Genomic DNA, 20,279 nt, shown 5'->3' with positions numbered 1-20,279 from the left:
GTTCAGCTCCTCCACAGTTCCTGCCAGGCCCACGTCAGCGTGCGCCGGGCGAGCACGGCGACGGCGTGCCGGCGGTAGCCGGCGCTGCCCCGCACGTCGTCGATGGGCGACGTGGCCCCCGCCACGAGCTCGCCGAATCGGGCGAGCACCGGCGCGGGCAGCTCGCCGCCGGTCCAGTCCAGCTCGGCGGCGGCGAACTCCTCGGCCTCGGCCGCGGCGACCGGCGTCGGGGCCGCCGAGCCGGCCGAGCAGCCGACGCGGCGGTGTCCCGGATCGAGCGTGAGCGCCACGGACGCGACGGCGATCACCATGGCGTTGCGCGGCCCGAGCTTGGCGAACTGCTGCGGGCCCGCGGCCACCGGCAGCCGCACCGCCGTCACGATCTCGTCCGCCTCCAGCGCCGAGCGCCCGGGGCCGGTGAAGAACTCCCTGGCCGGGACCGCGCGTGTGCCCCGCGATGAGGCGACCTCGACCGACGCCCGGGCGGCCAGCAGCGGCGGCAGCGCGTCGCCGGCGGGCGAGGCGGTGCCGAGGTTGCCGCCCACGGTCGCCCGGTTGCGGATCTGCGCGGAGCCGATCGTCCGCGCGGCCCGCGCCAGGCCCGGCAGCTCGCCGCCGAGCTCCTCGACGATCCGCGTGTACGGCACGCCCGCGCCGAGCCTGACCGTGTCGCCGTCACGCGACCACTCCCGCAGCTCGGCCACCCGCGAGATGTCGATCAGCCTGGACTCCTGGCGGTGCCCGAAGTTGAGCCCGACCATGACGTCCGTGCCGCCGGCGATCAGCGTGGCCTCGGGGTGGGCGGCCTTGAGCTCGATGGCGTGCCGCAGGTCCGCGGCGGAGAGGAACTCCGTCACGCCGGCGCCCCCTCCATCGCCGGTTCGACGCCGGCCCGCTCGGTCAGGAACAGCGCGGCCACCGTCCCGACGACGCCGGCCGCGGTCATGTAGAGGGCGATGGCGGTCCAGGAGCCGGTGCCGTCGTACAGCCAGGTGGCGATGATCGGTGCCAGGCCGCTGCCGAACACCGTGCCGAGCGTGTAGCCGACCGACATGCCGGTGTAGCGCACGGCCGGCGGGAAGACGTGGGCGAAGAACGCCGGCATGGTGCCGTAGTTGGCGGCGTACGGGATGAACAGGATCACGAAGCCGAGCAGCATCAGGCCGAACGAGCCGCTGTCGAAGAGGGAGAACCACACGTACGGCAGCGCCGCCATCGCCACGATGCTGACCCAGAAGATGCGCTTGCGGTCCACCCGGTCCGACAGCCAGCCGAAGAACGGGATGGCGACGATGGTGAACACGTTGATCAGCAGCACGAGCTGCAGGATCATGTCGCGGTCCATGCCGAGCTGCTTCTCGCCGTAGCTGAGGGAGTAGACGGTCGCGATGTAGAACGTGATGCCGGCCGGGATGTAGGCCAGGCACATCAGCAGCACCCGCGGCCAGTGCTTCGTCAGCACCTCGGCGAGCGGGGCCTTGCGCACCTCGCCGCTCGCCTTGACCCGCTCGAAGTCGGGGCTCTCGGCCAGCTTGAGCCGGATGAGCAGGCCCAGCCCGACCAGGACCGCGCTCAGCAGGAACGGCACCCGCCAGCCCCAGGCCATGAAGGACTCGTCGGACATCTGCGAGGTGAGCAGGAACACCAGGTTGGCGAGCAGCATGCCCCAGCCGGCGCCGGTGTTGACCAGCGCGCCGAAGAAGCCGCGCCTGCCGGGGCCGGCGTGCTCGACGCTCATCAGCACCGCGCCGCCGTACTCGCCGCCCAGCGACATGCCCTGCAGCACACGCAGCAGCACCAGTAGGATCGGCGCGGCCACGCCGATCGTCTCGTACGTCGGCAGCAGGCCGATGCAGAGCGTGGCGCCGCCCATCAGGGTGAGCGTGACGACCAGCATGGACTTGCGGCCGAGCCGGTCACCGAAGTGCCCGAACAGCGCGCCGCCGATGGGCCTGGCCACGAACGCCAGGGCGAACGTCGACAGCGACAGCAGGGTGCCGACCAGGGCGTCGTAGCTGGGGAAGAAGAGCTGGTCGAACACCAGCGCGGCGGCGGTGCCGTAGATGAAGAACTCGTACCACTCGATCGTGGTCCCGGCCAGGCTGGCCAGGACGACCCGGGTGGAGCTGGACCGTGGTGCGGCGTGTGCGGCTTTGGCGGGTTGCGGCATGGTGGTTACTTCCTCAGGAAGCGGGTGACGGTGTCACGAAGCACGGCGGCTTCGTCGCGTACGGCGGACAGCCGTACGAAGTCGTCGCCGAGGAGGTCGCCCTCGGCGGGTACCCCGAACATGACGGTGGGGATGCCGCGCTCTGACGGCCCGCCCGCGTCGAAAGAACCCCCGTAGACGCCGTGCCGGGGGTCGCCGAGGCGCTCCCTGATCGCGGCGTCGAGCGCGCCCAGCACCTCGCGGCGCTCGGGCGGCAGATAGGCCGGCAGCATGGTGACGCCCGGCCTGACCTCGCAGCCCTCCAGGCCCTCCAGCGCCGCGGCGATCTCCGCGGCGGCCTGCGCCGGGTCGGTGCCCGGCAGCAGCCGCCGGTCCACGACGATCCGCGCGGAGGCGGGCAGCGTGTGCGGGGCCAGCGGCTCGTAGCTGACGAGGTACGGCACGACCTGCTCGCGGCCGAGCGCGGGATGCTCGGCGCGGGCCCGTACGACCGCGTCGAGCTCGCGCAGCCGCACGACCGCGTCCGCGACGACGTCGATGACCCTGCCCCCGTCCGGCGGGTTCGACGAGTGCGCGGCCGTGCCGTGGACGTCGACGATCACGTCGATCCTGCCCCGGTTGCCGATCGACACCTCGAACCCGGTGCAGAACAGCTGGATGACCAGGTCGGGGCGGTACGGGAGGGCGTCGAGGATGGCGCGGGAGCAGTCGTGGCTGCTGCGGCCCTCGTTGTTGACGCACAGCAGCAGCGTGCCGTGCAGCTCGACCCGCTCGGAGACGATCCACCGGGCCAGGTCCAGCAGGCACGCCTGGTGCGCCTTGTTCTGCGAGACGCCCTGGCCGAACAGGCACGGCTCGTCCACGCCCAGCTCCATGGGTGTGCGGACGCGGCCGGACCACGGGTCGGCCATGAGGTTGTGGTGCTGGGTCGGCGTGTACGCCATGAGCGCCAGCGTGGGCCCGTCGCCGTCGCCGAACCGCACGGCGAACTGGTTGGCCGGCAGGTCGATGACGTCCGTCGCGCCCGTCGCCAGGAACGCCGGCCGCAGGTGGTCCTGGACGTAGCGCACGAGCGTCGGGTGGTCGGGCTCGATGAGCGTCCGCGCGCCCAGCGGCACGGCGGACGGCACGCGCGCCAGGGCGGCCAGCGTGTCGACCAGGTACTCGCTCATCGGAGCTCCCGCAGCCGCGGCAGCACGTCGCCGCCGAAGCTCTCGATCAGCTCGCTCGGCAGCGTGTAGTTGCCGACGTGGCGCAGGTAGAAGCCGGTCGCGCCCAGCTCGACCGCCCGCCTCGCGCGCTCCACGATGTCGTCCACGGTGCCGAACAGGCAGAACGTCCGGGCGAACTTGACCGCCATCTCGTCGGTGACCCACTTGGAGGCGTGCCGGATGGCCAGCTTCCAGTCCTCGGCGTGCACCATGTCGGGGTAGACCTCGGGCACGTGCGGCGGCGGCGCCAGCTCGATGCCGGCGATGCGCAGGAAGTCCTGGCCGCCGATGGTCGCCATGTGCAGGCAGATCGGCTTGAGCACGGCCGCGTCGCGTTCGAGGTCGTCGGTGACCTTGCAGAACGCGCCGACCGTGAACTCGAAGGGCCGATCCGATCCGTCCAGGCCCTTGCGCACGGCCTTCGTGGTCTGGTCGAGCGTCTCGGGCGAGATGCCGGCCAGGGTGACCACGCCGTCGGCGATCTCCCCGGCCAGCTCCAGCGTGCGCGGGCCGCTGGCGGCGATGTGCACGGGCACGGCGCCGCCGGCGTCACGCAGGCGCAGCCGCCGTTCGCCGTACTCCCACTCGCCGCCGCCCTGCAGCGCGCGGATCTGCTCGATGGCCGCCCGCAGCTCTGCCCGCTTGGACGGGCGGATGCCCATGGGCTTCACCGAGCTGTCGCCGCTGCCCACGCCGAGGATGACGCGTCCCGGAGCCAGCTCCGCCACCGTGTTGACGGCCGAGGCGACCACGGTCGGGTGGCGGGTGACGACGTTCGTCACCGCGGTGGCCAGCTCGATGCGCTCGGTCCGGGTGGCGGCCACGGCCATGACCGCGTACACGTCGCGCCAGAGCAGTTGCGAGTCGGCGATCCAGGCGACGTCGAACCCGTACCGCTCGGCGCGGCGCACCTCTTCGGCGATCTGGTCCGCTCTGGTCGCCGGGGGGAAACGGACACCTACTTTGATCAAGGAGATCACCTTCTTCGGTATTAATCCGGACAAGCTAGTCTGTTGTCTGACATCAGTCAACGGGTGTGGCAGAATGTCCCGGTGAATACGGAGCAGACGCGTGCCCCCGTCCAGTACGAGCCGCTCGCTCGCACGCCCCTCCCGGACGTCATCGCCGAGCAGTTGCTGGCCGAGATCGACTCCGGCGCCCTCCGGCCGGGTGACCGGCTGCCTTCCGAGCCCGAGCTGGCCCGGCAGCTGCAGGTCGGCCGCAGCTCGCTGCGCGAGGCCATCCGCAAGCTGCACACACTGGGCGTGGTCGAGGTCGTCCGGGGGCGCGGCACGTACGTCCGGCACCGCACGGAGCCGGAGCCGACCCCGCAGTTCGTCAACTGGAGCGCCGACCAGGGGCCGGCCGTCGCCGAGTTGCTGGAGGTCCGCATCGGGCTGGAGCTGGCCGCGGCGGGGCTGGCCTGCGTACGCGCCACCCAGGCCGACATCGACGAGCTGGCGGCGCGCTGCCGCGAACACGAGGCCGCCCGGCGCAAGGGTGATCTGGCCGTGCTCGTGCGCACCGACGAGCAGGTCCACGAGGGTCTGATCCGGGCCGCGCACAACGACCTGCTGCTGCAGGTCTATCTCGCGCTGGTGCCGGAGATGGCGGAGTTCCGCGAGCACACGCTGGCGCTCCGGCGCGCCGACGAGCGCTTCGACCCGCACCACCGATCCATGCTGACCGCGCTGGTCGAACGCGACGCGGCGGGCGTGCGCAAGGCCGTGCTGCAGCACGTGGCGGCGCTCTACGGCGAGGTCAAGGCGGCGGGCACCGCGAAGACGGGCCGGCCGCCCGCGGGCCGGATGCTCGACTACGCCACGATCGTGGCGACCTTCAGCTGAAGGCCCCGCCCCCGTGAGGGGACGGAGCCCGATCGGGTCATCGCAGGGCGAAGGCCCGCTTGATCGTCTGCTCGACCGTGCCGCCGGAGCGGTCCCAGGCCGTGACCTTCAGCGACACGTGGCCGGTGCGGCCTCGGTGGTCGGTCTTGACGCGGTACGCGTCCTTGTGCCGGCTCACCTTCGCCTGCGTCCAGCTCACGCCGTCGTCGTACGACACGTACGCCGTGGCCCCTGCCGCCCGTGCGGGGGCCGCGCCGTGGGGCGTCCTGACGGAGAACGCGAACGTGTGCTGACCGCGCGCCGGCACGCCGCCGCGCAGGTCCACGCCGAGGTCGTAGTCGATCGTGAGCAGCGGCAGCACCTCCCGACCGACGGTGCGGGCCGAGGTGAACGTCCACGTCGTGGCCGTCTCGGTGGCGGTGCCCCACCACGGCGCGGTACGCAGGGCGCGCAGGTCGAGTCGGTAGAAGGCCCGTTCGGCGGGAAGCGCGAACGTCTGGTTGTACAGCTCCGCCCCCGACGCGATCACCTCGTCCCCGCGGGACAGCGCGAACGACGCCTCGTCGCCCAGAGCGTGGACGAAGCCGAAGTGGTCGGGGTCGGAGTCGCCGAACGCGGGCGCCGTGATCCGCAGCGCGTCGCCGGTGCGCTGCGCCGGCAGGCCGAACTCGGCGTACGCGCTGGACGGGTCGCGCGGCTGGCCGGGCCCGCCGGCCGCGAACCAGTGCTCGGCGACCCGCTGTCCTGCCCGGTAGGAGCGGTCAGCGCTGATCAGCTCGGCCCCGTCGACGGACCGCTGGAACTTGGCCCGCACGACCAGGTCACCGGGAGTCGCCCACTCCACCCGCCGCATCGCGCCGACGATCGGCGACGGCTTGAGCATGATGCCGCCGACGTCCGGCAGGAAGCTGGCGCGCGTGCCGTAGCCGGCCTCGTCCGTGGTGCCGTGGTAGCTGGCGTCGATGCGGGCCATGGTCCGCGGTGAGACCTCGTAACGCAGGTTCCGCGGCACGGCGTCGTGCCAGCGCAGCACGTCGTACCAGTACGGGCTCACCGAGCTGCCCTGGAGGCGCACCCGGCCCGCCGCGCGCAGCGCCGCCGCGTCGTCGAAGCCGGTGGTGAAGGCGGGCGTGCGCAGGCCGCTGCCCCAGTAGGCCAGGGTGCCGTCCGGGTCGTGCGCCGCCACCACGACGACGGGGGCGCCGGCCGCGCCCGCGCTCTCGACGGTGGCGAGCATGTCGGCCCCGGGCCGGTAGGTGAGCAGCGCCAGCTTGCCGCGCAGGTCGAGACCGGTGAGGTCCTCGCGGGTGCCGGCGTCGTACACCTGCAGGTCGAGCCGCCCGTCGAAGGCCGGCCCGTAGTCCATGAGGACCAGCCGCACGTCCTCGCCCCTGGCGTCGACGGCGGCGAACGGCCGGTACAGGTCCCAGTGGTGGTACATCCGGAACACGCCCGTCTCCGCCGCGGCGATGGGCGTCACGTAGGCGCGTTCGGTCGCGGCGGTCATCGTCCACGACGAGTGCAGGCCGGGCGCGTCCGTGTCGCCGTAGCGTACGTGGCCGATCGTGATCTTCGTGTGGTCGGCGTCCTTCTCCGCGGTGTCCAGGTCGATGCGGGCGGCGGAGCGGGCGTCGAGCGGGACCGTCGCCGGGCCGGTGATCTCGACGTCGGCGTCGCCGGCGAGGACGACCTCGGCGGCGCCCAGGGTCGGATCAGTGCGGTCGAAGAGCGTGGCCATCATGGAGTAGCGGCCGGCGGGCAGGTCGGCGACGAGCCTGCCGTCCTCCGGCACCGCCAGGTCGCGGAACTCTCCCGTGTCCAGGTCGAGCACGTCCACGCTGGACGAGCTCCCGGGAGCGCCGCCGTCGCGGTAGGTCACGGGGATCTCCACGCGGTGCAGGGTCGGACTGATCGTCTGCACGACGGCGACCGTCACCTCGACGCCCGGCCCTGTCGCGCGCAGCCGTCCGGTGTAGCGGCCCCGCTCACCCTTGCGCGGGTCGACGGTCACGGCGACGCGCGCCGTGCCGCCCGCGGGCAGCTCGACGCGGCTCGTGCCGAGGGTGAACATGCCGCCGGGGGCCGGCTCGCCGCGCCGGTCGCGCACGTCGAGGGCCAGGTCGAGCCGGACGGGCGCGTCGCCCGCGTTGACCAGGTCGACGGCCGAGGTGCCGGGCTCGGCGTCGGCGGAAGCGGTGGCGCCGTTGATCGCCGGCGGGCTGGCGTACACCTGCTGGGTCACCGCGCGGCCGGCGTCCAGGCGGCCCGCGCCGATCCCGTCCAGGTCGCCCTCGACCGGCTTCGCGGTGGAGACGAGGGCGGCCTTGAGCTGCTGGGCGCTCCAGTCGGGGTGGCGCTGGGCGAGCAGCGCCGCGGCTCCCGCGACGTGCGGGGTGGCCATGGAGGTGCCGTTCAGCGAGCTGTAGCGGTCGTCCACGGGCGTGCCGATCGACGTGCCCGCGGCGCGCGCGGCCACGATGGCCACGCCGGGGGCGCTGATCTCCGGCTTCAGCGCGTCGTCGCCCTGCCGGGGCCCGCGCGAGGAGAACGACGCGATCTCGTCCGCCTTGCTGACGGCGCCGACCGTCAGGGCGGCGTCGGCGGCTCCGGGCGCGGAGACGGTGCCCGGCTCGGGGCCGGAGTTGCCCGCCGCTACCACGAACAGGGTGCCCGTCTGGGCGGACAGGGTGTTGAGCGCCTGGCTCACCGGATCCTGACCGTCGGAGAAGCCGTCGGTGCCCAGGCTCAGGTTGACGACGTCCGCCTCCTGGGCCGCCGCCCATTCCATGCCGGCGACGATCCACGACAGGTAGCCCTGGCCGTTGTCGCCGAGCACCTTGCCGACGTACAGGGAGGCGCCGGGGGCGACGCCCTTGTGCCTGCCGCCGCCGGCCGCGCCGCTGCCCGCGATCGTGGCGGCCACGTGCGTGCCGTGCCCGTTGCGGTCCACGGTGTCGCCGGACCCGGAGAAGTCGGCGCTCCCGGCGATGCGGCCTTCGAGGTCGGGGTGGGCGGGATCGGCGCCGGTGTCGAGCACGGCGACCTTCACGCCCTTGCCGTCATAGCCGGCCTGCCAGGCGGCCGGCGCGCCGATCAGCGGCACGCTGGTCTCCAGCGTCGCCCGCACCGGGCGGTCGAGCCAGATCTTCTGGTACGGCGCCGCGGCCGAGATCGTCTTCTCCGCCGGGCGGAGCGCGTTCCAGAAGGCCGCGGCCTGGGCACGCGGGCGCTCGACCGCGGCGGCGCCCGCGCTGGCGAGCACCCGGGTCCTGCGCGCGCCCGCCGGCACCGGCCGGGCGGACGGCGCGCTCCTGGCCGCCTGGCCGTAGCTGACGATCAGCGGCAGCGAGGCGCGGCCGGCGTCGTCGTAGCCGGCCTCGATGAGGGTGGTGACGTTGAACAGCTCCGTGTCCAGCCGGTTCGCGGCCAGCAGCGGGCGAGCCGTCTCCGGGATGACGTACAGGTCGCCGTCGCGCTCCACGGTCTTGAACGCGGGCTGCGTCCGGCCCGGGGACGGGCGCGGGGTCACGGCGCGGCGGCCGTCGGGGTAGGTCTGGACGTCGATGACGTCGCCGGTGATCAGCGTCAGCGCGTGCGCGGCCGGCGGCCCAGCTGGTGGGGCGCTCGACGGAACGCTCGGTGGGGTCGGCGGCGGGTCGCCGGCGGCGGCGCTCGCGGGGACGGCCGGCCCGAAGGCGAGCACGGCCGCGGCGAGGACCGCTCCGAGGGCACGGTGGGGTGGGGGCATCCTGGGGCTTCCTTCGAGGGGTCCGCGCACGTCACGGGTCCGCGCACGTCAGAGGTCCGCGCGGTGATCATCACGCGCAGGACAACCTGTCAGGAAGCCGGCAGGGGAAGCAAGAGATCTACGAGGCGTAGGTACGCCACGTCGTGTTTCCGCCACCCATGATCACGATCAGCCGAACGCCGGCATGATCCGGTCGTGGATCAGCCTGAGCTGGGTGTCCACGTCGGCGACCTCGGGCAGCTCCCTGCCCATGAACTGCTTGACCAGGGTCGCGTCGGTGACGGCCAGGATCATGTGGTTGACGCCCGCGGGCTCGATCTCCCGCTTGATCTTCTCCACGCACTCCTCGGGCGTCCCGGCGATCGACAGGCGCTCGCCCAGCTCGGGCGCGGTGAGCTCGATCGCCCTGCCCAGATCTCCGGCCCCCAGGGCGTCCACGACGGGCTTCATGGCCGACGGCTCGACCCCGTTGCGTTCCAGCTGCTCCGCGGGCATCGAGGACGCGTACAGCCCGACCATGCTCCGCGCCGCCTCCTTCGCCACGGCGGAGTCGGGCCCGGTCGCGAAGACCACCCACGCGCCGATGTCCATGGAGGCCCAGTCCTTGCCCGCCCGCTCGGCGCCGATCCGGAAGTTGCGCACCGCGTAGTCGTACGCCTCGCGGGTGTAGCTGAGCGCGTGGTGGACGCCGTCGGACAGCTCGCCGGCCGCCTGGAAGGACTTCGGGCCGCGCATCGCGCCCAGCTTCACCGGCACCCGCTCCTGCACCGGGCGGGCGAAGGTGAACAGCCCGTCGTAGGTGAAGAACTCGCCCTCGTACGTGATCGCCCCTTCGTCGAGCAGCGTGCGTACGACGTGGGCGGCCTCCTTGACCCTGGACAGCGGCTTGGTGGTGGTCCAGTCGATGGCGTACTGCGCCAGCAACCCGAAGTTGCCGCTGGACAGCACGACCTCGGCGCGGCCGCCGCTGAGCTCGTCGAGGGTCGCCGTCGCCTGTGCGATCAGCGACGGCTCGCGCAGCACCACGGAGGAGACGCTGGGCCCGAACCTGATCCTGTCGGTCTGCAGCGACGCGGCGGCGAACAGCAGCCACAGATCCTTGTGCCAGGTCTCGTCGGCCGCGTAGCAGGCGTAGAAGCCCAGCTCGTCGGCCAGCCTGATCGAGGCGAGGGAGTCGCGCAGGGGGTAGTCGGGGAGCATCACGTAGCTGAACTTCATCGTTCCTCCTGGGGGTGCCCGCCCCACGCTATGACGTGCCATGTCGAAGGGCAATACAGAGCCTGTCAACGGGCATCACGCCCTTCAGCGGACATTCCGGACGGAGCGGAGTCGCGCACGAGACAGGTCAAGCCGGGGTTCGCCGGGCCGGAATGAACATTAAAGATTTTTCATGTGCGGCTCATCTCCAGGCACCGCATCGAGCCCGACACTAAGACCATGAACATTCTGCGACGCATTGCGGTTCTGGGTGGGATCGTCGCATTCCCCTTGGGGATTGCCGCCATCAGTCACGCCTTGTCCGATACTTCGGGGCGGCCTGAGACGCCGGCGAGCGTCTCGCCGGCCAGCGTGCAGGTCAGCACCCAGCCGGCCACCCCCAGCGGCACGCCCACGGGCGCCCGCCCCTCGGTGAGCGAGACCCCGTCCGCCACGCCCAGCGCCGCCCCTTCCGGCACACCCGCGCCGGCCCGCGTGGCCACACCCTCCGCTCCCACGGCGGACGAGGACGACGACGACCTCGACACCGAGACGGACACGGAGACGGACACCGACACCGACGACGAGCGCGACTCCGAGCGCGACGACGACTGAGGCGGCCCGTCATCCCGGGCGTTTACGACGCTCCGGACAAAAAGGGGGAAATTCGCCGTCGCGACGGTGTCAAGTCGTTCGCGGATATCGGGCGGCCCGCATTTCACATCCTTTTCTGTACGAGGGTGAGGCCGGCCGCCCATGCGGTTCCGAAGATGAAAGTTCTCTCATAGAGGGTTCATTTTCGCCTAACCACCCGTCCCCACCCTGGACACGGTCACCCAAACCGTGCGAGTCGATAGGGGTTCCGTGGCAGAGGCGAAAACTGCGGCAAGTTCCACCTCACCCGAGGAGCGATCCGGCGGTCCGGGCGGAAAGGACCGATCGGCGGCCAGAAGCACCCGGCGGCGCGTGCTGCTCGGCTGCGCCGCCGTCGCGGCCTGCGCCGCCATCGGGCTCGGCGCCACCGACCTGGCGATGGGCGGGCGCATCACCCTGGCGGTCTTCGTCGTGGCCACGCTGCTGTGGATGTTCACCTCGGTCGACGACACGTTCATCGCCCTGGGCGCGGGCCTCGTGCTGGTGGTCACCGGGGTCCTGGAGGTCGAGGTGCTCTTCGGCAGCCTCGGCGATCCGACGATCTGGCTGCTCATCTTCTCGTTCGTGATCGCGGCGGGGGTCTCCAGGTCGGGGCTCGCCACCCGGGCCGGCGCGTTCCTCGTCTCCGGCGCCAGGACGGTCCGTCAGCTCACCCACCTGACGACCGCCGCGCTGGTGATGACCGCGTTCGCGATCCCGGCGACCTCGGGGCGGGCGGCGCTGGCGCTGCCGATCTTCCTCGCGCTCGCGCGGGCGCTCGGGGATCGCCGCCGGGTCATCCTCGCGATGGCCCTGATCTTCCCCACGGTGATCCTGCTGTCCGCCGTCGCCACGCTGATCGGGGCGGGCGCCCACCTCATCACGGCCGAGATGCTGGCCCGGACCACGGGGCACCAGATCGACTTCGTGCAGTGGCTGGTGCTGGGCGTGCCGCTGGCGATCGTCTCCTCCCACCTCGCGGCCGAGCTGGTGCTGATGCTCACCACCCGCCGCGCGGACCGCAGGGAGCCGGTGCGCATCACCGCCGAGTCGATCGGCGAGGCCACGAAGACGTCGGTCACCGGGCGGATGAGCGAGGCCCAGACCCGCTCCGCCACGCTGCTCGCCGTGATCGTCGTCCTGTGGTGCAGCGAGCCCCTGCACGGCGTCTCCCCCGCGGTGGTCGCCTGTGTCGGCGCCCTCGTCACCGCCTCCCCCGGGCTCGGCACCATCCGGCTGAAAGACTCCTTCTCCACCGTTCCGTGGCCGATGTTGCTCTTCATGGCCGCCACGATGGCGATGGGCGTGGCGCTGACCACGTCAGGCGCGGCGGCGTGGATCACCGGCCGCCTGTTCGGGCCCGGGCAGGGCCCGGCGCTGCCGGCCTGGCTGTTCCTGGGCGTCGTCATCGCCCTGAGCACCGCGGCCCATCTGGTGCTGCAGTCCCGCTCGGCCCGCTCCAGCGTGCTCGTGCCGCTGGTGATCGCCGCCGCGTCGGGCACGGGCGTCTCGCCTGCCGCCGCCGCGTTCGCCTCCACCGCGGCCGCCGGGTTCTGCCAGACGCTCCCGTCGTCGGCCAAGCCGGTGGCGCTCTTCCACCAGGTCGACGGCGTCACCACCTACACCCCGCGCCATCTGCTGCGCGTGGCGGCCGTGCTGGCTCCGCTCTCGGCCGGGCTCGTCCTGCTCTTCTCTCTCATGGTGTGGCCGTACCTCGGCCTGCCGGTCCACTGAATCCCTCCAGTGCGGTTCAAAGGAGAATCATGCTGCGCATCGTCGTCGCCCCGAGCGGTTTCAAGGAGTCACTTTCGGCCGAGGAGGTCGCGGAGGCCATCGCCGGCGGAGTACGCCGCGTCGTTCCCGACGCGGCGATCGACACGGTCCCGCTCATCGACGGCGGCGAGGGCACGGCCGAGTCCCTCGCCCGCACCACCGGCGGCCGTCTCGTGCCGCGCGTCACCACCGGGCCCACGGGAAAGCCGGTGCGCTCGCACTTCGCCATCACCGGCGGGTCCGGGCCGCGCACGGCCGTGGTCGAGATGGCGGCCACCGCCGGCTTACGCCTGGTGCCGGGTGACGAACGCGACCCGGGCCGTACGACCACGTACGGCGTGGGCGAGCTCATCACGGCGGCGCTCGACGCGGGGGCCCGCCGGATCCTCGTGGGGTGCGGCGACTCCGGCACCTCCGACGGCGGCGCGGGCGCCCTGCAGGCGCTCGGGGCCAGGCTGCTCGACGCCGGCGGCGACGAACTCCCGCGCGGTGGCGCCGCGCTGGCCCGGCTGCACCGCATCGACCCGACCGGGCTCGACCCGCGGCTGCCCGAGACCGAGATCCTCGTCGCCTGCAACCCCTTCAACGTGTTGTGCGGCGAGAGCGGGGTGGCCCGGGTGTTCGGGCCGCAGAAGGGCGCCACGCCCGAGCAGGTGGAGCTGCTCGACCAGGCGTTGTCGCGATGGGCCGACGTTCTGGAACGTGACATGGGCGTGCAGGACATCGACATCCGCACGGGCCCCGGCACGGGCGCGTCGGGCGGCCTCGGGGCGGGCCTCGCGGCGCTCGGCGCCCGGCTGCTCCCCCGTTTCGACGTGCTTCTCGACTACGTCGATCTCGACCGGCTGCTGGCCCGTTGCGACCTGGTGTTCACCGCGGAGGGTGCGATCGACTTCCAGACCTCGCGCGGCAAGATCCCCGCCGAGGTGGCCCGGCGGGCCAAGCGCTACGACAAGCCGGTGCTCGCGCTGGCCGGCACCATCGGCGTGAACGCCCACCTGGCCTACGACTGCGGCATCGACGCCTTCACCAGCATCCTGCCCGCGCCGGTGGCGCTGGCCGAGGCGATGTCGCGCGGCGCGGAGTTCCTCAGCGACGGCGCCGAACGCGCCCTGCGGGTGCTGCTCCTCGGCACGTCACTGACCTTGGCCGCCCGCGAGCGCCTGGCGCACTGGCCGGGCCGGCGGGTGGCCCTCGACCTCTGACCTCGCGCGGGTCCGGCCGGCTCTTGATCGTGTCGCGTGCACACGAGGCAACCTGTTATACAGGTCAGCGCCCTGTCATATAGGTTGCGAGGAGCCATCAGGTGACCGTACGAGGATCCGAGACCGGCTACGACGTGGTGCTGGTGGGCGGCGGGATCATGAGCGCCACCCTCGGCGTGCTGCTGCGCCGCGCACAACCGGACTGGTCAATCCTCGTGCTGGAACGGCTCGACGGCCTCGGCCTGGAGAGCTCGTCGGCCTGGAACAACGCCGGCACCGGCCACGCCGGGCTCTGCGAGTTCAACTACACGCCGCTCACCGGCGCCGGCTCGATCGACGTCGGCAGCGCCATCGCGGTCAACGAGCAGTTCCAGCTGTCGCGGCAGTTGTGGGCGCGGCTGGTCGAGCAGGGCACGCTCGGCGACCCGGCGGGGTTCATCCGGCCGGTGCCCCACTTCGGCTTCGCCCACGGGGCGGCCGGGGTGGAGCACCTCCGCCTGCGGTACGAGGCGCTGCGGGAGCATCCGCTGTTCGACGGGATGGAGTTCACCCGCGACCGGGAGGTCATGGCGCGGTGGCTGCCGCTGATGTTCGGCGGCCGGCGCGACGGCGAGCAGGTCGCCGTCTGCCGCACCCGCGGCGGCACGGACGTCGACTACGGGGTGCTCACCCGGCGGCTGTTCGCCGCTCTGGAGCGTGACGGCGTCGAGGTGCGGACCGGCCACGACGTGCGCGCCCTCAGGCACGACCGGAAGTCGTGGCGCCTGCGGGTGCGTGACCTGGCCGGATCGCGTGACTACGTCGTAGGCGGTTCGTTCGTGTTCCTCGGGGCGGGCGGAGGCACGCTCGCGCTGCTCCAGAGCGCCGGCGTACCGGAGACACGGGACTACGGCGGCTTTCCGATCAGCGGGCAGTTCCTCCGCACGGCCGACCCCGAGCTGATCGCCCGCCACCACGCGAAGGTGTACAGCCATGCGGAGCCAGGTGCGCCGTCGCTGTCGGTGCCGCACCTCGACACCCGTGTCGTGGACGGTCGTACGTACCTGATGTTCGGGCCGTTCGCCGCCTTCTCGCCGCGGTTCCTCAAGCGTGGCCGCCTCACCGACCTGCCGCGGTCGGTGAACAGCCGCAACGTCGGGACGCTGCTGGGCGCGGCGCGCACCAACGCCGACATGTTGCGCTACCTCGTCGGGCAGCTGGCGCAGACCCGCGGCGGCCGGTTCCGGGCGCTGCGGCGGTTCGTCCCGGACGCGCGGCCGGGCGACTGGGACGTCATCACCGCCGGCCAGCGGGTGCAGGTGGTCAAGCGGGTGAACGGCCGAGGGGCGATCGCCGGTTTCGGCACCGAGGTCGTGACGTCCGCCCACGGCGGCCTGGCCGCCCTGCTCGGCGCCTCTCCCGGCGCCTCCGCCTCAGTGGGAATCATGCTGGACGTGCTCGAACGCGGTTTCCCCGACCGCCTGCCGGCCTGGCGCCCCGCGCTCCAGAGCCTGGTCCCCGGCTACGGCGCGCCGCTGTCCGGACGCCCGGACCTGCTGGCGGAGCTGACCCGGCGCAGCGCCGCCGCGCTGGGCCTGGACGACGCCGCCAGCCACGGAGCCGGCCGGGTTGACGAGCATGGGTGACGGCATGGGCGACGGCATGGGCGACGGCATGGGCGACCAGCATGGGTGACCAGCACGGCGCGAGCCTGGCCGACCGGGTGGAGGACGAGCTGCGGCGCGGCATCGGGCACGGCGCCTGGCAGCCCGGCGACCTGTTGCCCTCCGAGGGAGAGCTCGCCACCCGGTTCGAGGTCAGCCGCACCGTCGTACGCGAGGCCATGTCGCGGTTGCGCGCGGCGGGCCTGGTCGAGACGCGGCGAGGACGCGGGTCGTTCGTGCTGACGAGGCCGGCGGCGCAGGACTTCGCCCACTCCCTCGGCACCGTCCGCAGCCTGCACGACCGGCTGCAGCTGCTCGAACTACGCCGCGGCATCGAAGTGGAGGCCGCGGCGCTGGCCGCCGCCCGCCGTACACCCGCGACCCTGGCCGCCGTCGACACCGCGCTGCGCCGGACGGCGGCGGTGCGGGGCAGCGCCAGCGACGCGGTCGAGGCCGACTTCGCCTTCCACCGCGCCATCGCGGTCGCCGCCGCCAACCGCTTCTACCTGGACCTGCTCGACACGCTGGGCGCCGGCGCGATCACCCGCCCGTACGCCGCCGGCCCCGATCCGGGTCACCTGGACAAAGTCTTCGACGAGCATCGCAGGATCCGCGACGCGATCTTCGCCGGGGACGCCCTGAGCGCCGCCGCGGCCATGCGCACCCACCTCGACGCCTCCAGGGCCCGCCTGACCGGCTGACCTCGGGCGAGCACAACGAAAGCCGGGCCTGCACCCCCGAGGGGGTACAGGCCCGGCTCATGCCGCGCGCCTGGTCAGGCGGCGACGATGTTCTCCGCCTGCGGGCCCTTCTGGCCCTGAACGACGTCGAAGGACACGCTCTGTCCCTCGGTCAGCTCGCGGTAGCCGCCGTTGGCGACGATGTTCGAGTAGTGCGCGAAGACGTCGGCGCCGCCGCCGTCCTGCGCGATGAAGCCGAAGCCCTTTTCGGAGTTGAACCACTTCACGGTGCCAGTAGCCATGTCGATCTCCTTCAGATAGCGCAAACAGGATCCGCACTTTGCGAAACCCCGGTCGCCGCAATGAGCCCATCCGGAAATGACCGGCCAACAAAAACGCGCCCGTAGATCACAATCTGCAGGCGCGCAAAAAGTTTTTATGGGTACCACAACTGCAACGCTGTACAGCCTAGCACACGGCTGCGGCGAACCGCGCCCGGCAACATCCGCGGGAATTTTTACCCGCGCGACAGGCCCGGTGTGACAGCCTGGGGTAGACACCGTCGGCCCGCTCCGCGAGACCCTCGCAGCCCCGGCAGGTGGGGCGTTCGCACTGGTCAGGAGGCACTTGAGGGGCCCGTTCCGCGAGTCAGCAGCGGGGGCCGAGGAGGCGGGAAATCCATCCACGCCTCCTGCTGGAGGTCGATTTATTGGACTGAGAGGCGCATACTCGTACAAATGAGGCCTACACGAACCGGTACCCGGCGCCGACTGCCCGGAAGCCCCTTCAACACCCCTGAAATCCCTCCGCCTCCCGTCGAGGTATTCGCGGTGCAGGACTGGGTGAGCCACGACAAATACGGCCTCGGCCGGGTCATCCACGTGGAGCAGAACTCCACTGTTCTGGTGGATTTCGGCGCCGAGACATACCGCATAGTCCCGCCGTACACGAAGCTCATCAAGCTGTGATCGCCTAGCGGTTCACCAGGAGCGGTTGGCGTAGTCGCTCCAGTCGTAGTGGCCGACGCGGCCTTCGCCGATACGGAACTTGTAGCCGTCGAAGCCGCCGTGGGCACTGTAGCTGAAGCGGAACTTGCCGTGCCCGCCGGTGACCAGCCGGTGGCCCTGGTGCCAGCCGCGGCCGTCGTGGTACCAGAAGTCGACGTAGGTCTTCTCGCGGTCGCCGTCACGGTCCCACACGTCCACGTCGAAGTAGTAACGGCCGTTCGCGGCGTAGTAGAAGCCCTTGTAGTAGGAACGGTGGCCGCGGATCTCCCCGCGGCCGTAGCCGGAGTAGCCCTCGAACCAGTGCTTCGTGTACGACACCGTGGTCGTACTGGCAGTGGTGATACTGGTGGTGGTCGCACTGGTGGTGGCCGCCTGGGCGGGAGCCGCCGCGACACCGGCCACCACGGCGCCGGCCAGGACCGTACCGGCGAGAAGGCTACGAAGCTTCGACATGACATCCATCCCTGGCTGTGAGGAGAACCTCCGGAGCGATCTCTCCGGACGACCCTCAATCTAGGCAGCCGCGATCTTTCGTTCTGCGTACAAACGCACAGATCAGCGCCGGCGTGCACAACGACACACAGGGCCCTTGGCAACCAGGCGCCATGGGATCGCCGCCAGGCTGAGCACGACCTGCCGCCTCGGCCGGCGGGGGCCGTCGCCGCAGGACGCCTCCCAGCTGAGCTCAGGGCTCGGGGAGGAGACGCCGAGGTCGATGGCGTTCGTGTGCTGCACCCCGATCGTGCCGTCCTGGCCCGTGGCCTGGTCGCGGGCGGTGCCGTGCGAGACGACGAAACGGTCCGCGCGGATGTTCAGGTCCAGGGGGCCGCGTACGGCCTGACGGGCCCGCCGTCGCGGCGCCGCGCCACTGTGGCCGGTCCCGCCCCGATCGCCTGGGCCGCCAGCTGCGGCATCTCACCCAGCCCTGGTCGGCATCGTCACGGTGTCGTACACCTCCAGGCCAGGCAGGGCTACCGTGTCGGGATGGCTCTTCTCTCCCACCTCGAGCGGTTCAACGCGCGGCACCCCTGGAGCCACAACGACTTCTACGGACGCTGGGTGGCCCGGCAGGTCGCCGGCGCCCGTCACGTCCTCGACGTCGGATGCGGCACGGGCAACCTGATCGACCTGCTCCGGCCGCGCGCGGTGTCGGTCACCGGCCTCGAACCGGACCCGGCCACGGCGCGCGTCGCGGCGGCCCGGTTCGCCGGCGTCGAGGGGGTGGTGATCGAGCAGGCGGACTTCGGCCGGCGCGACCCCGACCGCCGCTGGGACGCGATCACCCTCGTGGCCGTCCTGCACCATCTCCCGTTGGCGGAGACGCTGCGTGAGCTGCGCGAAAGCCTCTTCCCCGGCGGCCGTCTGGTCGTCATCGGCTGCTATCGGGAGGCGAGGCCGGGCGACTTCCTCGTCTCCACGGCCGCGGTCGCCGCCAACCCGCTGATGGGCCTCGTCAAGCACCCGGCCCCCGCGCGATCCCTGCCGGTCCAGATGACCGCGCCGACCGCGCCCGCGCGCGAGACCCTCGCCGAGATCCGCGCGCAGGCGGCCGCCGCACTGCCAGGCGCGAGCATCCGCCGCCGCCTGTTCTGGCGGTATTCACTGGTCTACGACCGGCCATGACGCCCTGATGGAGCGTTCGATCGTCAGGGCCGTCACGATGAAGGCGCGGACCTGCTCGGAGTCGAGGTCGCGGTGGGTGGTGTCTTCGAGCGTGGCCCACATGCGTTCGATCGGTTCGCGCATCGCGCGACCCTTCTCGGTGAGCCGGACCAGGGTGGCACGCCGGTCGTGCGGGGCCTGTTCGCGGGCGACCAGGCCGGCCTCCTGCATGCGGCGCAGGGACTTGGAGACCGTCGAGTGGTCCAGGCCGACGCTCTCCAGCAGCTCCGACTGCGTCTGCCCATCGCGGTCCATGAGCTGCATCAGCAGGAGCTCCTGCCCGGGATGCAGCCCCAGCTCGCGCAGCAGACCGGCGGCGTAGCCGCGGTGGGCCCGGGCGAGGCTGAAGATCGCGTAGCTCAGCGGGCCGGCCTGGGCGGTGCTGGGCAGCCGCTGGTCGGAAGCGTCGGTCATCGGGAACTCCTCAGGTGACGGGTGTCTGCAGCGCGGGATAGTCGGTGTATCCGGCCGCGCCACCACCGTAGAAGGTGGCCCGGTCGGGTGTGTTGAGCGGGCCGCCCAGACGCACCCGTTCCGGCAGGTCGGGGTTGGCCAGCGCCATGGCGCCGACGGTGACGACGTCGGCCAGCCCTTCCTCGACGTCCCGCACGCGTGCCGCCAGCCCGGCGCCGGCCCGGTTCAGCACGAGCGCGGTGGGCCAGGCCGCCCGCAGGCGCCGCAGCAGGTCGTCGTCACCGCCGTGGGCGACGTGCAGGTACGCCAGGTCCAGCGGCGCCAGCGCGGCCACGAGGGCGGTGTACAGGTCCGCGGTGTCGTCCTCGGCGATGTCGTTGTACGGGTTGCCGGGCGAGACGCGCAGGCCGGTGCGCCCCGCACCGATCTCGTCGGCGACCGCGGCCGCGACCTCGACGGCGAAGCGGATGCGGTGGGGGATCGAGCCGCCGTAGGCGTCGTCGCGCTGGTTGGCGTTGCTGGACAGGAACTGGTGCACCAGGTAGCCGTTGGCGCCGTGGATCTCCACCCCGTCGGCGCCGGCGTCGATGGCGGCGGCGGCGGCGCGGCGGAAGCCCTGAACCGTCGCGGCGACCTCCGCGGCCGACAGCGCGCGCGGCACCGGCATCTCCTGCGGCCCTGCGGCGGTGAACATCTGACCCGCCGGGCGGACCGCCGAGGGTGCGACCGGCCGCCGGCCGTGCGGGGTGTTGTCCGGGTGGGCGATCCGCCCGGCGTGCATGAGCTGGATCACGATGGTGCCGCCCGCCGCGTGCACGGCGTCGGTCACCTTCCGCCATCCGGCCACGTGTTCGGCGGTGTGCACGCCGGGGGTCAGCAGGTAGCCCTGACCGTCGGCGGAGGGCTGCGTGCCCTCGGTGATGATCAGGCCCATGGACGCGCGCTGGGCGTAGTACTCGGCGTTGAGCTCGGTCGGTGTGCCCTCGGGGGTGGAGCGGCTCCGGGTCATCGGGGCCATCGCCAGGCGGTGCTTCAGGTGGAGATCCCCCATGGAGACGGGGGACCACAGGGCGGGGAACGCGGTCATTC

General features: G+C 72.2%; 19 protein-coding genes. 8 read left to right on the top strand and 11 right to left on the bottom strand.

All coding sequences use genetic code 11. From position 1 onward, the window contains the following. Window positions 1-2: 2 nt before the first annotated feature. From ACIBP6_RS04415 to ACIBP6_RS04400, 4 genes are read right to left on the bottom strand one after another with little or no spacing between them, the layout of a single operon-like run. Window positions 3-857, bottom strand: a complete 855-nt coding sequence (locus ACIBP6_RS04415; RefSeq protein WP_397048652.1) for an FAD binding domain-containing protein — start codon at window positions 855-857, stop codon at window positions 3-5. Continuing rightward, entirely contained in the window at window positions 854-2,170 is a 1,317-nt protein-coding gene (locus ACIBP6_RS04410) for an MFS transporter (RefSeq protein WP_397048650.1), read from the bottom strand. Before ACIBP6_RS04410 ends, ACIBP6_RS04415 begins: the two co-directional genes overlap by 4 nt. A gap of 5 nt (window positions 2,171-2,175) precedes the next feature. Then, window positions 2,176-3,342, bottom strand: a complete 1,167-nt coding sequence (locus tag ACIBP6_RS04405; RefSeq protein ID WP_397048649.1) for a peptidase dimerization domain-containing protein — start codon at window positions 3,340-3,342, stop codon at window positions 2,176-2,178. After that, on the bottom strand, window positions 3,339-4,352 hold the full coding sequence (locus tag ACIBP6_RS04400; RefSeq protein ID WP_397048647.1) for an LLM class flavin-dependent oxidoreductase: 1,014 nt from the start codon (window positions 4,350-4,352) through the stop codon (window positions 3,339-3,341). The genes ACIBP6_RS04405 and ACIBP6_RS04400 overlap by 4 nt, the downstream gene beginning before the upstream one ends. A gap of 81 nt (window positions 4,353-4,433) precedes the next feature. Between ACIBP6_RS04400 and ACIBP6_RS04395 the strand changes: the two genes are divergently transcribed. Next, window positions 4,434-5,228: a FadR/GntR family transcriptional regulator gene (locus tag ACIBP6_RS04395; protein ID WP_397048645.1), complete on the top strand. Its 795-nt coding sequence runs from the start codon at window positions 4,434-4,436 to the stop codon at window positions 5,226-5,228. Between the two features lie 37 nt (window positions 5,229-5,265). Here ACIBP6_RS04395 and ACIBP6_RS04390 read toward each other — a convergent pair whose 3' ends face one another. The 3 genes from ACIBP6_RS04390 to ACIBP6_RS04380 all read right to left on the bottom strand — a co-directional run bounded on the left by ACIBP6_RS04390 (window position 5,266) and on the right by ACIBP6_RS04380 (window position 10,676). Continuing rightward, a complete protein-coding gene (locus ACIBP6_RS04390) occupies window positions 5,266-8,976 on the bottom strand; it encodes a S8 family serine peptidase (protein WP_397048643.1) in 3,711 nt (1,236 codons plus the stop codon). 168 nt (window positions 8,977-9,144) lie between these two features. Further along, window positions 9,145-10,194: an LLM class flavin-dependent oxidoreductase gene (locus tag ACIBP6_RS04385; RefSeq protein ID WP_397048641.1), complete on the bottom strand. Its 1,050-nt coding sequence runs from the start codon at window positions 10,192-10,194 to the stop codon at window positions 9,145-9,147. A gap of 290 nt (window positions 10,195-10,484) precedes the next feature. Beyond that, window positions 10,485-10,676 carry a hypothetical protein gene (locus ACIBP6_RS04380; protein WP_397048639.1) on the bottom strand — a complete coding sequence of 64 codons (192 nt, stop codon included), beginning with the start codon at window positions 10,674-10,676 and terminating at the stop codon, window positions 10,485-10,487. 463 nt (window positions 10,677-11,139) lie between these two features. On the opposite strand from ACIBP6_RS04380, the gene ACIBP6_RS04375 reads away from it, so the two are divergent. The 4 genes from ACIBP6_RS04375 (at window position 11,140) to ACIBP6_RS04360 (ending at window position 16,128) form a co-directional block, all read left to right on the top strand. After that, window positions 11,140-12,540 (top strand): SLC13 family permease, encoded by a 1,401-nt coding sequence (locus ACIBP6_RS04375; RefSeq protein ID WP_397048637.1) that lies wholly within the window; start codon window positions 11,140-11,142, stop codon window positions 12,538-12,540. A 29-nt stretch (window positions 12,541-12,569) separates the two neighbouring features. After that, a complete protein-coding gene (locus ACIBP6_RS04370) occupies window positions 12,570-13,784 on the top strand; it encodes a glycerate kinase (protein WP_397048636.1) in 1,215 nt (404 codons plus the stop codon). 101 nt (window positions 13,785-13,885) lie between these two features. Continuing rightward, window positions 13,886-15,409: a malate dehydrogenase (quinone) gene (gene mqo, locus ACIBP6_RS04365; protein ID WP_397048634.1), complete on the top strand. Its 1,524-nt coding sequence runs from the start codon at window positions 13,886-13,888 to the stop codon at window positions 15,407-15,409. Next, a complete protein-coding gene (locus tag ACIBP6_RS04360) occupies window positions 15,406-16,128 on the top strand; it encodes a FadR/GntR family transcriptional regulator (protein ID WP_397048632.1) in 723 nt (240 codons plus the stop codon). Before mqo ends, ACIBP6_RS04360 begins: the two co-directional genes overlap by 4 nt. A 74-nt stretch (window positions 16,129-16,202) precedes the next feature. Here ACIBP6_RS04360 and ACIBP6_RS04355 read toward each other — a convergent pair whose 3' ends face one another. After that, complete coding sequence (locus ACIBP6_RS04355) at window positions 16,203-16,409, bottom strand: cold-shock protein (protein WP_132609601.1); 207 nt, start codon at window positions 16,407-16,409, stop codon at window positions 16,203-16,205. Between the two features lie 540 nt (window positions 16,410-16,949). Here ACIBP6_RS04355 and ACIBP6_RS04350 point away from each other — a divergent pair. Then, window positions 16,950-17,075: a hypothetical protein gene (locus tag ACIBP6_RS04350; RefSeq protein WP_397048630.1), complete on the top strand. Its 126-nt coding sequence runs from the start codon at window positions 16,950-16,952 to the stop codon at window positions 17,073-17,075. Window positions 17,076-17,087: 12 nt separating this feature from the next. Here the strand turns inward: ACIBP6_RS04350 and ACIBP6_RS04345 are convergent, their stop codons facing one another. Further along, window positions 17,088-17,567 (bottom strand): hypothetical protein, encoded by a 480-nt coding sequence (locus tag ACIBP6_RS04345; RefSeq protein WP_397048628.1) that lies wholly within the window; start codon window positions 17,565-17,567, stop codon window positions 17,088-17,090. A gap of 136 nt (window positions 17,568-17,703) precedes the next feature. Between ACIBP6_RS04345 and ACIBP6_RS04340 the strand changes: the two genes are divergently transcribed. Together ACIBP6_RS04340 and ACIBP6_RS04335 are read left to right on the top strand one after the other, a co-directional pair. Next, a complete protein-coding gene (locus tag ACIBP6_RS04340; protein ID WP_397048627.1) occupies window positions 17,704-17,955 on the top strand; it encodes a hypothetical protein in 252 nt (83 codons plus the stop codon). Window positions 17,956-18,098: 143 nt separating this feature from the next. Continuing rightward, window positions 18,099-18,737 (top strand): class I SAM-dependent methyltransferase, encoded by a 639-nt coding sequence (locus tag ACIBP6_RS04335; protein WP_397048625.1) that lies wholly within the window; start codon window positions 18,099-18,101, stop codon window positions 18,735-18,737. Here ACIBP6_RS04335 and ACIBP6_RS04330 read toward each other — a convergent pair. Further along, window positions 18,714-19,190, bottom strand: coding sequence for a MarR family winged helix-turn-helix transcriptional regulator (locus tag ACIBP6_RS04330; protein WP_397048623.1), 477 nt, complete (start codon window positions 19,188-19,190; stop codon window positions 18,714-18,716). The genes ACIBP6_RS04335 and ACIBP6_RS04330 overlap by 24 nt on opposite strands. A gap of 10 nt (window positions 19,191-19,200) precedes the next feature. After that, the gene (locus tag ACIBP6_RS04325) at window positions 19,201-20,277 is read right to left on the bottom strand and encodes an alkene reductase (protein WP_397048621.1); all 1,077 of its coding nucleotides are present in this window, start codon (window positions 20,275-20,277) and stop codon (window positions 19,201-19,203) included. Window positions 20,278-20,279: the final 2 nt, after the last annotated feature.

This window comes from Nonomuraea terrae, from assembly GCF_044465245.1.
In the GTDB taxonomy this organism is placed as follows: domain Bacteria; phylum Actinomycetota; class Actinomycetes; order Streptosporangiales; family Streptosporangiaceae; genus Nonomuraea; species Nonomuraea terrae.
This window is presented reverse-complemented; position numbering and strand designations above follow the sequence as displayed.